The sequence below is a fragment of the Pseudoroseomonas sp. WGS1072 genome, assembly GCF_049340465.1.
In the GTDB taxonomy this organism is placed as follows: Bacteria; Pseudomonadota; Alphaproteobacteria; order Acetobacterales; family Acetobacteraceae; genus Pseudoroseomonas.
In genome coordinates, this window is sequence record NZ_JBMPSU010000001.1 from 789,356 (window position 1) to 802,281 (window position 12,926).

At 72.2% G+C, this 12,926-nt stretch carries 11 protein-coding genes; 7 read left to right on the forward strand and 4 right to left on the reverse strand.

All coding sequences use genetic code 11. From position 1 onward, the window contains the following. The first annotated feature begins 334 nt into the window (after positions 1-334). Both ACF3NH_RS03820 and ACF3NH_RS03825 read left to right on the forward strand, forming a co-directional pair. Positions 335-1,435, forward strand: a complete 1,101-nt coding sequence (locus tag ACF3NH_RS03820; protein WP_198365681.1) for a glycosyl hydrolase — start codon at positions 335-337, stop codon at positions 1,433-1,435. Between the two features lie 154 nt (positions 1,436-1,589). Further along, the gene (locus ACF3NH_RS03825) at positions 1,590-3,656 is read left to right on the forward strand and encodes a glycoside hydrolase family 5 protein (protein WP_422921916.1); all 2,067 of its coding nucleotides are present in this window, start codon (positions 1,590-1,592) and stop codon (positions 3,654-3,656) included. 24 nt (positions 3,657-3,680) lie between these two features. On the opposite strand, the gene ACF3NH_RS03830 is transcribed toward ACF3NH_RS03825, so the two are convergent. Then, positions 3,681-4,061 carry a zinc-ribbon domain-containing protein gene (locus tag ACF3NH_RS03830; RefSeq protein ID WP_422921917.1) on the reverse strand — a complete coding sequence of 127 codons (381 nt, stop codon included), beginning with the start codon at positions 4,059-4,061 and terminating at the stop codon, positions 3,681-3,683. A 93-nt stretch (positions 4,062-4,154) separates the two neighbouring features. Between ACF3NH_RS03830 and ACF3NH_RS03835 the strand changes: the two genes are divergently transcribed. From ACF3NH_RS03835 to ACF3NH_RS03855, 5 genes are all read left to right on the forward strand, one after another. Next, positions 4,155-4,829 carry a cell division ATP-binding protein FtsE gene (locus ACF3NH_RS03835; RefSeq protein ID WP_422924716.1) on the forward strand — a complete coding sequence of 225 codons (675 nt, stop codon included), beginning with the start codon at positions 4,155-4,157 and terminating at the stop codon, positions 4,827-4,829. Beyond that, entirely contained in the window at positions 4,822-5,685 is an 864-nt protein-coding gene (locus ACF3NH_RS03840) for a cell division protein FtsX (RefSeq protein WP_198365678.1), read from the forward strand. Before ACF3NH_RS03835 ends, ACF3NH_RS03840 begins: the two co-directional genes overlap by 8 nt. Further along, the gene (locus ACF3NH_RS03845) at positions 5,682-6,284 is read left to right on the forward strand and encodes a YdcF family protein (RefSeq protein ID WP_198365677.1); all 603 of its coding nucleotides are present in this window, start codon (positions 5,682-5,684) and stop codon (positions 6,282-6,284) included. The genes ACF3NH_RS03840 and ACF3NH_RS03845 overlap by 4 nt, the downstream gene beginning before the upstream one ends. A gap of 53 nt (positions 6,285-6,337) precedes the next feature. Next, positions 6,338-7,090 (forward strand): lysophospholipid acyltransferase family protein, encoded by a 753-nt coding sequence (locus tag ACF3NH_RS03850; protein ID WP_198365676.1) that lies wholly within the window; start codon positions 6,338-6,340, stop codon positions 7,088-7,090. A 339-nt stretch (positions 7,091-7,429) separates the two neighbouring features. Continuing rightward, positions 7,430-8,485, forward strand: coding sequence for a DUF2125 domain-containing protein (locus ACF3NH_RS03855; RefSeq protein ID WP_422921918.1), 1,056 nt, complete (start codon positions 7,430-7,432; stop codon positions 8,483-8,485). Between the two features lie 21 nt (positions 8,486-8,506). Here ACF3NH_RS03855 and ACF3NH_RS03860 read toward each other — a convergent pair whose 3' ends face one another. From ACF3NH_RS03860 to ACF3NH_RS03870, 3 genes are all read right to left on the reverse strand, one after another. Further along, positions 8,507-11,089 carry a TIGR02302 family protein gene (locus ACF3NH_RS03860; RefSeq protein WP_422921919.1) on the reverse strand — a complete coding sequence of 861 codons (2,583 nt, stop codon included), beginning with the start codon at positions 11,087-11,089 and terminating at the stop codon, positions 8,507-8,509. Then, positions 11,086-12,456, reverse strand: coding sequence for a diaminopimelate decarboxylase (gene lysA, locus ACF3NH_RS03865; RefSeq protein WP_198365673.1), 1,371 nt, complete (start codon positions 12,454-12,456; stop codon positions 11,086-11,088). The genes ACF3NH_RS03860 and lysA overlap by 4 nt, the downstream gene beginning before the upstream one ends. 77 nt (positions 12,457-12,533) lie before the next feature. After that, complete coding sequence (locus ACF3NH_RS03870; protein WP_198365672.1) at positions 12,534-12,812, reverse strand: hypothetical protein; 279 nt, start codon at positions 12,810-12,812, stop codon at positions 12,534-12,536. Positions 12,813-12,926: the final 114 nt, after the last annotated feature.

Below are 12,926 nucleotides of genomic sequence, written 5' to 3' on the forward strand. Positions count from 1 at the left end.
CCCGGGGCCGGCCGGGATCGCCATTCCAGGTTGCACTGGAAACGCTGAACATCGATCAAAACGATGCTCAATACTTAAAATACTACCCTAAAAATGTTTCTTTCCATCCAATACAATTCAAAGTAAATGATTTTCAATCTGGAATAGAATTCCTCGCCGCACCCCTGAATTATCCGCGCGAATGCAGTTTTCCATGGACTTATTCTAACGAATGCGTCATTAGAGCCGCATATTATTGCTGCATCTCAAAAATTGTCTGCCTTCCCAGGAAGGGGCCAATTGCCGGTTGCATTGCTCTCCTGATGTCATTTCTGAAGCGGAGGAAAAGGCTTTCATGACCCAGCTCGGGATCTATGTCGGTAACTCGACCGCGGCCCTCACCGACTTCGAAAACTGGCTCGGCCGGGATGTCACGGGCGTGCATACGGCCATCGGCTTCCAGAGCTGGGGCGACTTCCTGGGCAGCACGGCGCTGGTGGCCGACATGTTCCATGAAACCCAGCGCGAGCTGCACTGGTCGGTGCCGCTGATCACCGTCGACTCCAGCCTCGCCGTGGCCGCGACGGGTGCCTACAACGACTATTATCGCCAGGCGGCCGAAACCATCCTGCAGGCCGGCCCCACCGATGTGCCGATCAACATCCGTGTCGGCTGGGAACTGAACGGAGACTGGTTCCCCTGGTCGGCCATAGGGCATGAGCAGGAGTATATCGGCGCCTTCCGCCAGTTCGTGGACACCTTCCGGTCCGTCTCCGACCGCTTCGTCTTCGAATGGAACGTCAACGAGGCCTGGGCCGGCATCGACCCCGCCACCGCCTATCCCGGCAACGACTATGTCGACATCATCGGCATGGATGTCTACTGGAACACCGCCTATTGGGGCGAGGATCCGTACTATGCCTGGCAGAACCTGCTGACCCAGCAGTTCGGCATGCAGTGGCACCAGGATTTCGCCGATGCCATGGGCAAGCCCACCGCCTACTCCGAATGGGGCGTCATGACGGACAATGCCGCGCCCTACATCAATGCCATGAAGATGTGGTTCGACACGCATGATGTCGTCTTCCAGTCCCGCTGGGATTCGGATGACGACTATCTGGGCAAGATGTCGGACGGCACGCAGCCCAATTCCGGCAATGCCTATATTTCGGCCTTCCAGAACCCGAATGCCGAATGGAAGCTGAACGGCCTCCAGTACATCGCCTCCTATGGCGATCTCATCGACGCCTTCGGCGCCAATGCCGAGGCGGGCGTCCGTCACTACTTCCAGTACGGCGTCGTCGAGCGGCGCGAGCCGGTGACCTTCGATGCCAACACCTACCTGGCCAATTATGGCGACCTGCGCGATGCCTTCGGCTGGGACCAGGATGCGGCGGCGACGCATTGGATCATCTTCGGCCGCCATGAGGGCCGCACGGACGACCCGCTGTTCTGATCTGAGGCGGCGGGCAGCCCCGTCACGGGCGCCGGATACCGGCGCTCACGTTTAGTTTTTTTATACGCAGTCTCATTTCTGTAGATTTTCCGGGGCAGCCAGAACAGTAAGAGTGCGTCCGACGGTCGGACGCTACTCTTGCTTGTGGGGCCCCATGCTGTCTCGTGCCGAAAATGGAACAGGCTTTTTCTCGACCCGCGGCAATGAGATCCTCGACGCGGATGGCCATGCCGTCCGCATCGCCGCGGTGAACTGGTACGGGCTCGAGACGCGCAACGCCTCGCCCGACGGCCTGTTCCAGCGCAACTGGATGGACATGATGGATCAGATGAAGTCGCTCGGCTTCAACACGATCCGCCTGCCCTATTCCTCCGAGTTGCTGGAGGGCGGACTGGCGCCCGTCGGCATCGACTATGGCCGCAACCCCGACCTTCAGGGCCTGTCCGGCGTGCAGTTCATCGACAAGATCGTCGATTATGCCGGCCAGATCGGCCTGCGCATCATCCTCGACCGGCATCGCGGTCCCGCCGGGGACGGGCCGAACGGCGGTGGCCTGTGGTATGACGGCCGCTACAGCGAGCAGGACTGGATCGACGACTGGCAGATGCTCGCCGCCCGCTACAAGGGCAATGCCACGGTCATCGGGGCGGACCTGCACAATGAGCCGCATGCCGGCGCCAGCTGGGCGGCGTGGAGCGCCGCCGCCGAGCGCGCCGGCGCCGCCATCCAGGCGGTCAACCCCGACTGGCTGATCCTGGTCGAGGGTGTCGAGATCCACAATGGCGACTGGTACTGGTGGGGCGGCAATCTCCAGGGCGCCGCGACCGACCCGGTGGTGCTGCCGGTCGCCAACAAGCTGGTCTATTCGCCGCACGACTACCCGAATTCCGTCTATGGCCAGCCCTGGTTCAACGACCCGAACTTTCCCGGCAACCTGCACGAGGTCTTCCAGAAGCAGTGGGGCTATCTCTCCAGCCAGGGCATCGCCCCGATCCTGCTCGGCGAGTTCGGCAGCAAGCTGGAGGGCGACAGCAAGGACTGGGCCTGGCTCGACGTGCTGATCCGTGCCCTGAACGGCGATGCGAACGGGGATGGAGTGACCGATCCCGGCGCCCCGGCCGCCGGCCTCTCCTGGGCCTGGTGGTCCTGGAACCCCAGCTCCGGCGACACCGGCGGCATCCTGTCCGGCAACTGGAGCACCCCGATCGCCGCCAAGATCCAGCAGCTTCAGAGGATCGCCGGCCAGGGCTTCGTCCCCAACCAGGTGCTGCACGCCACCGACGGGATCAGCGAAAGCTTCGCCGGCGGGCCGGGGGTGGACACGCTGCTGGTCGGCGGCGTCTCCGCCGGCTGGGCGGTGCTGCGGCGCGGTGACGATGTCTTCCTGGTCAACCGCGCCACCGGCGAGACCGACCATGGCCGCGACATCGAGCAGATCCGCTTCGGCGACAATGTCCTGGTCAAGGTGACGGCCCTGCATTCGTCCAGCCCGCTGGAATACGTCGCGAGCCACGCCGACCTGATGGCGGCCTTCGGCACCGATGCCGCCGCCGGCTGGACGCACCTGCTCCGCCACGGCCTGGCCGAGCACCGCGCCATCGGCTTCGACGGGCTTTCCTACATCGCCAGCCATGCCGACCTCTCCGCCGCCTTCGGCGCCGACGAGGAGGCCGGTGCGCGGCACTTCATCCAGTTCGGCCGCCTGGAAGGCCGCGCGGCCGGCTTCGACAGCGCCGCCTACCTCGCCTCCTACGACGACCTCCGGGCGGTCTTCGGCCGCGATGCCGAGGCGGCGGCGGGCCACTACATCACCACCGGCCGCGCCGAGGGGCGGAGCATCACTTTCGACGGCCTGCGCTACGCCGCCTCCTATGACGACCTGTCCCTGGCCTTCGGCACCGATCAGGCCGGCGCCACGGCGCATTTCCTCGACCGGGCGCGCATCGAGGGGCGCTCCGCCAGCTTCGATCCGCTGACCTACATCGCCTCGCATCGTGACCTGACCGAGGCGATCGGCACGGACGCGCGGCAGGGCACGCTGCACTGGCTGCACTTCGGCGTCCAGGAGCACCGCGCCCGCGCCGGCTTCGATGCCGCACAGTATCTGGAGAACTACGCCGATCTGCGCGCCGCCTTCGGCGATGACCTGCAGGCGGCCACCCGCCACTATATCGAGCGCGGCCTGCTGATCGAGCACCGCACCGACGACCCGCTCGGCTGAGCCGCCCCGCCAGGCCCGTCCGCCTCAGGCGCCCAGGGCGCGGTACAGCCAGGCCAGCGGCGGCCAGGCCTCCGCCAGGGCCTCGCGCCAGACCCACAGCCCCGCCAGCGCCGCCGCCACCAGCAGCAGCGAGGCGATCCAGGCCAGGACGAGGTTGCCCCGGTCGGGGGCGGCCTCGCGGGCGAGCTTCAGCGGCTCCGGCCGCGACGGCGCCTGGCCGACGCTGAGGGCGGCCACGGGCTGCACCGGCGCGGTGGCCGATCGGCGCGGCGCGGGCGGCGGCGGTGGGGCGGGAACCGGCGCCCAGTCGTGGGCGCAGCGCGCGCAGCGGACCTCGCGGCCCGGGCTGAGGGCGGAATCCGGCACGTCATAGGCGGCGGCGCAGTGGGGACATTCGATGCGCATGGCGCCGCTATGACCGGCGGGCCGTGCCGCTGCAACCCTTTGTCAATTCTGCCGGGTAGCCGCCCCGCGCCGGGCATGGCATTCCCCTGCGCCATGGTGCGCTTCACCGAGGTAGGGCTGCGCTATCCGTCCCCTGACGGGGAGGAGGCGCCGGAGGCCCTGGCCGATCTGACCTTCACCCTGCCGGAGGGCAGCTTCACCTGGCTGCTGGGCGCCTCGGGCGCCGGCAAGTCCTCGCTGCTGCGGCTGATGCATCTGGCGCAGCTGCCGACGCGCGGGCGCCTGGAGGTGCTCGGCACCGAGGTGCGCGGCGCGCGGCGCGGAGCCCTGCCGCGCCTGCGCCGCCGGATCGGCGTGGTGTTCCAGGACTTCCGCCTGCTGCCCTACCTGTCGGTCTTCGACAATGTCGCCCTGCCGCTGCGCCTCACCGGCCGCTCCGAGGGCAGCCTGCGCCCGGACGTGACGGAGATGCTGCGCTGGGTCGGGCTGCAGGGGAAGGAGATGTCCTTGCCGCAGCAGCTCTCGGGCGGCGAGCAGCAGCGTGTCGCCATCGCCCGCGCCGTCGTCACCCGGCCGCAGCTCCTGGTGGCCGACGAGCCGACCGGCAATCTCGATTCGCATCAGGCGCGGCGGCTGCTGGCCCTGCTGACGCAGATGAACCGGCTGGGCACGACGGTGGTGGTGGCGACCCACAGCGAGGATCTGGTGTCGCAGTTCGCGGCCCCCTCGCTGGTCCTGCAGGCCGGCCGGATGGTGCATCATGGCTGAGCGCCGCACCCGCTTCTCGCGCGATCCGCTGGGCCTCAAGCGCGCCCTGTCCGACAAGCTGCTGCCCGGGCTGGTCGCCGCCATGGCGCTGCTGGCGGCGCTGGCGCTGGCCGGAAGCCGCGGCGCCGCGGCCCTGAAGGACCGCTGGCAACACGGCGCGGCCGCCGCCGTGACCGTGCAGCTGCCGCCCGAGCAGGCCAGCCGGATGGAGGATGCCCTGGCGCTGCTGCGCCGCATGCCGCAGGTCGCCAGCGCCGAGCCGGTGGATGCCGAGCGCATGCGCGAGCTGCTCCGCCCCTGGCTCGGCGAGGTGCCGGCCCTGCCGCTGCCGCTGGTGCTGGAGCTGCGTCTGGCCGACCTCTCGATCGACCCCGCCCCGATCGCCCGCGAGCTGGCGGCGGCGGTGCCGGGCGCGGAGGTCGAGGCCCACGGGATCTGGGTGGCGCGCCTCGCCGCGCTGGCGCGCAGCGTGCAGGGGGTGGCGCTCAGCGTGCTGGCGCTGGTGGTGGGCGTCGCCGTCGCCGTGGTGGCGGTGGCGACGCGGGCCGGACTGGCCTCGCGCCGCCAGGCGATCGAGATCCTGCACGACCTCGGCGCCACGCAGGGCGACATCGCCGGTCGCTTCGCGCGCCGCATCGGCCTGCTGGCGGCGGGCGGGGCGCTGGCGGGGGCGGCCATCGCCGTGCCCACCCTGGCGGGGCTGGCGGGACTCGCCGCGCCGCTCTCGGGCGGCGTCATCCAGCCCTGGGCGGCCCTGCCCTGGCTCGACCTCGCCCTGCTGCCCCCGGTGGCGGGGCTGATCGGCTGGGCCACGGCCCAGCTCAGTGTCCGGCGATGGCTGAAGCGGCTGCCATGACGCCGCCTGTCCTGCCGGATGGCAGCCGCCGCGGGCCCTGGAGCCGGCTGTGGTGGCCGCCGCTGCTGCTGGCGCTGCTGCTGCTGGGCGGCTTCGCCCTGTTCACCGGGCAGAGCCGGGCGCGGCCCGAGCTGCCGCTCCGCGCGACCGACGGCATCGCCGTGCTGACCGGCGGCCCGGAGCGGGTGGCCGTCGGCCTCACCCTGCTGGCGGAGGGGCAGGGAGACTGGCTGATCGTCTCCGGCGTCGGCCGCGACGCGGCCCTGGCGGAGCTGGCGGGGCGCGCCGGCCTCTCCGCCGAGGCGCTGGCCGAGCGCACCACGCTGGGCCATGCGGCGACCTCGACGCGCGGCAATGCGCTGGAGGTTGCGCAATGGGCCCGGGCGCGGCAGATCCACTCCCTGCGCGTCGTCACCGCCGCCTTCCATATGCCGCGAGCCCTGCTGGAGCTGCGCCGGACGCTGCCGGGCGTCACCCTGGTGCCGCATCCGGTGCAGGCCGCGGGGCCCCGCACCGGCCTCCTGGTGCGGGAGTATGTGAAGCTGCTTGGCGCGATGCTGGGCCTGTCCGTCCTGAAGCCGGAGAATCCACGTCCGTGAAGCCAGCCGTTCCCCCGCCCGGACATCGTCCCGCCGGGCGTCCTCCCCTGGCTGTGGTCCTGCGTTCGCTGCTGTTCAACGCGCTGTTCTTCAGCCTGACCGCCCTCTGCTGCCTGAGCGGCATCCTGCTCCTGCCGCTGCCGCGCCGCCTGTTGCGCCGTTACGTGCAGGGCTGGGCGAGGCTGATGCTGTTCCTCCTCCGGGTGGTCTGCGGCATCCGGCTGGCCGTCACCGGCCGCGAGAACCTCCCCGAGGGGCCGGTGGTGATCGCCGCCAAGCACCAGTCGGCCTACGACACCATCGTCTGGCTCGCCCTGCTGCCCGAGCCCGTCTACGTGCTGAAGCAGGAACTGCTGCGGATTCCCGCCTGGGGCTGGATGGCGCGGCATTACGGCGCGGTGGCGGTCGACCGGACGGGGGGCGCGGCGGCGCTGAAGCGCATGGTCCGCCAGGCGAGCCAGGCCCTGGCGGCCGGCGACCAGATCGTCATCTTTCCCGAGGGCACCCGCACCGCGCCGGGACAGCGCGTCCCCTACCTGCCCGGGGTTGTCGCCCTCGCCTCGGCCAGCGGCGCGCCCGTGGTGCCGGCCGCCACCGACAGCGGGCTGTTCTGGGGCCGGCGCGCCTTCGCCAAATGGCCCGGTACCATCCATGTCGCCATCCTGCCGCCCCTGCCCCCCGGCCTGTCGCGGGCCCAGCTCATCGCCCGGCTGACCGATGCGATCGAGACGGAGAGCGACAGGCTGGCCGCCCTGCAGGGCTTCTCGCCCCAAAGGGGAGAGCTTGTGGATAATTCTGTGGGATGAACCGCCCGGAGGGCTGTGCGGGCCGCCGAATGACGGCAAATAAGCCTCTCAGCCTCCAGCGTTTTTTGCTGCGCACATCCTCGGCGGCCCGATGTCCGGCCCGGCTCTCTGCAATAAGATACTGAAAAATCTCATACTTTCAGCGAACCCTCCAAAATCTGGCGGATTCCCGCGAGTTATGCCAAGGCCACCGCCCCCGTTCTGTGGATAACTCTGCGGAAAAGCTGTACGGCACCTTGATTCCTCAATCGCGACTCGGCGAGCCGCCGGGCCCCCTTCCCGGAGAGGTCGCGCCCCGGCACCATTCCCGCCGCCTCTGACCGCCCCTATACCGTGCCGGTGAGTACCGTCCCGCGCCCCGCCCGCCACCGCCGACTCCTGCTCTGGTTTCTCCTGCTGGCCGGCGTGCTGGCGACCGGCCATGCTCTGGTCTGGCACCATGTGACGGGCCGGCTGGAGGCAGGCTTCCAGGATTGGGCCGAGGGGCGCCGCGCCCAGGGCTGGCAGGTGACGCATGGCACCCCCAGGGCCGGAGGCTGGCCGTTCCTGGCCACGCTCATCCTGCCGGATCTCGCTTTGACACCGCCCTCCGGCTTCGGCTGGCGGACGGAGCGGGCGGAACTCAGCCTCCGCCCGACCGATCCCGGTCTGCTGCATATCGCGGCGCAAGGCCGGCACGTCCTGTACCGGGCCGGGTGGGACTGGCCCTTCACCGCGGAAAGCCTGACAGCCGATCTGCCGCTGGCCGGGTCCGGACCGCCCGCCGGGGTCACGCTGCGCGGCGCGGGACTCCGGCTCGGCGGCGCGCCCGGCGCGGAGCAGGGCATGGGGCTGGACGCGCTGGAGGCCCGGATCGACGGCCAGGACACTTCCCCTGGCGGGCCGGGCCTGGTGCTGACCGCCGCGCTGCGGGGGCTGAGCCTGCCGGGCGCCATCGGCGGCCTGCTTCCCGGAGGCCGCGTCGATACGGCCACGCTGGACGCCGCGTTGAACGGCCCTCTGCCCGGCGGGCTGTTCTCCGCCGCGCCGCCGGCACGGCGGGCGGCGGCATGGCGCGACGCCGGCGGGACCCTGGAACTGCGGGCCCTGACGCTGCGCGCCGGCGCGGTCGCTGCCAGCGCGGCCGCCACGCTGGCGCTGGATGGCGGACTGCAGCCGGTGGGTGCCGGCACGCTGCGGCTGTTCAATCCCGACCTGGTGCTGGAGGCGTTGCTGCGGGCCGGCGTGATCGATCCGCGCAATGGCGGCCTGGCGCGGAGCCTGCTGCCGATGCTGCAACGCCCGGGGGCGGCAGGCGGCCCGCCGCAGCTCGAGGTCCCGGTCACGCTGGAACAGGGCCGGCTCACCGCCGCCCGCATTCCGCTGCTGCGCCTGCCTCCTCTGGCCTGGGACTGAGTTCCGCCCCGCGGGCGGGCCTCAGAAGGACTTCAGCAGCCGCTCGATGTAGTCCAGCTCGGTGGCCGGCCGCTCGCGGTCCGCGCCGCGCCGGCGCAGCTCCTCCTGGATGCGGCGGCTGCGCAGCATCTCCGCCTCCTGCGGCACCCGGGTGTCGCTGCCCTGGTCATTGGCGCCGGGCGCCTCGCGGGAGGGGCGGCCCAGGGGGTCGCGGCCCTGGTTCTGCCCGGTCATGCGGTCCTGGCCCTGGCCGCCCTCGGCCTGGCCGGGGTTGCCCTGGCCCTCGCCCGGCCCTTCCCCCTCGCCCTGCTGCCCCTGGCCGAACTGGCGCTGCATGGTCTCGGCCATCTGCCGCCCGCCCTCCTGCAGCTCGCGGATGGCCTGCTGCTGATGCGCGCTCGGGTCGCCACCCTGGCCCAGCGCCTCCTGCGCCTGCCGCATCGCCTGATCGGCGCGGCCCAGCGCCTCGGGAATCTCGCCGGTCAGGTCGCCGAACTGCTGCATCAGCTCGCCCAGGGCGCGGCGCAGGGCGCGCTGCTGCCGGGCGTCCTGTTGGGCGTCCGGTTGAGCGTCCTGCCGGGGCCGGGCCTCTCCATCCCGCTGGCCCGGCGAAGGCTGCGGGCGCGCCTGCGGCTGGTTCCGGCGGCCGGGCCGCTGCGCCTCGCCCTGGGCGGCCTCGCCGCGCTGATGGCTCCGGTCGAGCATCTCGCCCTGGCGCCGCACCATGTCCTGCACCGCCCCCGTCTGCTGCTGGCCACGCTGGCGCTGCTGCTGGCGCTGCGGGTCGCCACCCTCGGCGCGGGCGACGCGGCCCTGCTGGAGCGCGTCCAGCATCCGCTCGAGCTCGGCCAGCTCCTGCTGCAACTGGTCGGTGCGCCCCTCGCGGGCCGACTGCTCCATCCGCTCGGTGCGGCGATCGAGCTCCTGCTGGTCCATCATCCGCTGCCCGGGCTCGATCGGCTGGACCTCGGCATTCTCCTGCCGCAGGCGTTCGGCCAGGGCCTCGAGATGGCGCTGGACGGCCTCGCGCAGCTCCTGCACCCGGCGTTCCAGCTCGGCCCGGCCCGCCGCGTCCGGCGGCGTGCGCTCGGCCTCGGCCAGGGCCTCGCGCAGCGCCTCGCGCGCCTCGGCCAGGGCGCGGGCCGTGCGGTCGGTCCGGCCTTCCTCCAGCGCCAGGGCGGTCTGCCACATCAGCGCCTGGGCTTCCTCCACCCCCTCGGGGCGGCGGTCGCGCAGCAGGCGGAAGCGGGCGACGCGCAGCGCCAGGAAGGTGGTCAGGTCATGCTCGAAGGCCTCGGGCGCGGCGGCCAGGTCGTCGAGGCCGCGCCGCACGGCGTCGCGCGCCAGGGGGTCGAGCGAGAGGGATTTGCGCAGGGCCACGAGCTGCCGGGCGACAGGATGATTGAAGACGCGCTCCGGCAGGGTGACCAGCACCGTCTCGGAAACCCCCTCCTGCCCGGCCCCGTCGCGCGCCAGGAGGCGCAGCCGCACCGGCAGCCCGGCCCAGGGATGGGCGGACAGGTCCGGCTGCGCGAGGCCGCGTGGCTGCCGCGGATTGCCGCCGGTCAGTGCCAGGTCGAGGCGCAGCGGCGCGGCATCGGCGCGGGCGGCGAGGCGGATCTCCGCCTGCAGCGCGGCCACGCCCCAGTCATCCTCGGCGCGCCAGGGCAGGCGCAGGGCCAAGCCGCGCGGGGCCGGCCCCGGCGGCTCGGCGAAGGCGGCGGTGGGCGGCGCGTCGGCCTGCACGCCGAAGCTCCAGGCGGCCAGCTCCCGCCCGTCGCGCCGCAGCAGGATGCGCGTGCCCTGCTGCAGCACCGTCTCGGCGGCGAAGCTGCCCGGCTCCAGCGTGCGCAGGGGCTCGGCCGGGCCGTTGCCCTGCCATTCGGGCACGCCGCCGCGCCCGCCGGACAGCGCGATCTGGAGCCGGCTGCCCTGCGGGACGGAAAGCGCGCCGCCGGCCGGGTCCAGGAACAGCGGCGCGGCGCCGGTATAGGCCGGCGGCGTCACCCAGGCTTCGAGCCGCAGCGCCGGCGCCATGGGCGTGGCGGCCTGGAGGCTGGGCCAGACGGCGCGGCGGAGCCGCTCCCCGGCCTCGCCCCCGGCGACGGCGACGGCGGCGAAGAGGCCGACCAGCAGCCCGAGCCGGAGCGCGCGAGGGTCGCGCGCGGCGAGGTTGGGGCGCGGTGCCCCGACCCGCAGCCGGTCCAGCCCCGCGAGCGCGCGGCGCTGGTGCGCGCGCCAGAGGGCCTGTGCCGCCGGATCCTGGCTCACGGCGTGGTCGCGCAGGGTGGAGATCGGCCGGTGCCGCAAGCCCGAGGCGGTCTCGATGCGCCGCTCGGCCGCCGCCGCGCCAGGCAGGCGGAAGCCGCGCGCGCCGCGCCAGGCGGCCAGCCCCAGCGCCAGGGCGAAGCCGGCGAGAAGCGCGACATGCAGCCAGGGCGGCAGGTGGAGGAACAGCCCCGCCAAAGCCAGGATGAGAAACAGGCCCGCGACGCCGAGCGCCGGCCAGAGCCGTGGCCAGAGTGCCTCCCAGGCCAGGGCGACCCGCGCGAGCCACCGCCCGCGCGCGAGGCGCCGGGCCAGCGGATCGCGCGGCGGCGTCATGCGGGGGGGGATCCCCCGGCCGGCGCGGCCGCCAGCCATTCGGGAACGCGCTGCCGCGCCAGCAGATCCTCATGCGTCTGGCGCGCGCGCACGGTGGCGAAGCGGGTGCCATCCACCAGCACTTCGGCCGCCAGGGGGCGGGCGTTGTAGGTGCTGCTCATGACCGCACCATAGGCACCCGCGTCCAGGAATGCGACCAAATCCGCAGGGGCCATGTCGGGCATGGCGCGGTCACGGGCGAAGGTGTCGCCGCTCTCGCAGACCGGGCCGACGATATCGGCGGGCGCCAGCGCCGCCTGCAACCGGCGGGGCGAGACCGGCAGGAGCCCGTGCCAGGCCTCGTACATGGCGGGGCGGATCAGGTCGTTCATGGCGGCGTCCAGCACCAGGAAGCGCCGTCCCCGCCCCTGCTTCTGCAGCACCACCGAGGCCAGCAGCAGCCCGGCCGGGCCGGCGATCCAGCGGCCCGGCTCCAGCATCACCGGCAGGCCGAGATCGCCCAGCGTCGCCCGGATGACGCCGGCCAGGGCCTCGGGCGAGGGCGCCGGCTCGTCGCGATAGGGGATGCCGAGCCCGCCGCCGCAATCGACGCGCTCGACCGGCAGGCCGGCGGCGCGGAAGCCACGGATCATCTCGGCAAGCCGGGCATAGGCGGCGCGATAGGCCGCCATGCCCTCGGTGATCTGGCTGCCGATATGGGTGGCGATGCCGATCGGCCGGATGCCGGGCAGCGCCGCCATGCGGGCATAGAGCCCGGCCGCGTCCTCATAGGCGATGCCGAACTTGTTGTCCGCCTTGCCGGTGGTGATCTTGGCATGGGTGCGGGCATCGACATCGGGATTGACCCGCAGCGCCACCGGGGCGCGCAGCCCCATGCCCTCGGCGATGGCGGAGATCATGGCGATCTCCTCGGCGCTCTCGGCGTTCAGCTGGTAGATGCCCTGCCCGAGCGCGAAGCGGATCTCTTCCGCCGTCTTGCCGACGCCGGAGAAGACGGTGGCCGAGGCCGGGATGCCGGCGGCCAGGGTGGCGCGCAGCTCGCCGGCGCTGACGATGTCCGCCCCGGCCCCCTCGGCGGCCAGCACCCGCAGCACCGCCTGGTTGTCGTTCGCCTTGGTGGCGTAATGGATGCCGGCGCGCAATCCGGCGCCCTCCAGCGCGGCGCGCAGCGCGCGGTAGCGGCGGCGCAGCGTGCCGGCGGAATAGACCCAGACAGGCGTGCCGGCCTCGGCGGCGATGCGGGCGAGCGGCACCTCCTCCAGCATCAGGCCGTCCATCGCATGGGCGGAGAGGGCGGGCCTCGCCGCGATCAGCTCGGCGAAGGAGGGGTCGGAGGCGGGATCGGGGGCGGGGAGCGGAGCGGCCATGATGCTCCCATTGTGATGCGCCGCCGCGCCGCCTGCCAGAGGTCCACTAAAAAGCGGGGTGCCTGAAAAGCGGGGGATCAGGCCACCAGCCGGATGTGGCGGCCTTCCATCGCCTCGACACGGATCACGCCGACGATCTGGCCCAGATTGCCGGCGACGAGGTGCAGCATCTCGACCGGCATGGCATCGAGCGCGATCTCGGTGCGCAACAGGGCGCCCTCGCGCTGCGAGCGGAAGCGGTCGGGCGTCAGGTCGCGCCTGGCGAAGGGCTCCAGCACGCGGGAGAGCAGGCCGGGATAGGCCTCGGCGACCACGGTGAAACGGGCGGCGGTGAGCGGAGACAGACAATCGGACATGGGAGAGGGGCTTCCGGAGCGTTCGGATCGGAGGGTGCGCGGGGCTGTCCCGGCCGCTGCCCCCCGCAGGGCGCTCAGGCGGCCGGGCCGCTAATGACGATCCCGAAGGGTCCG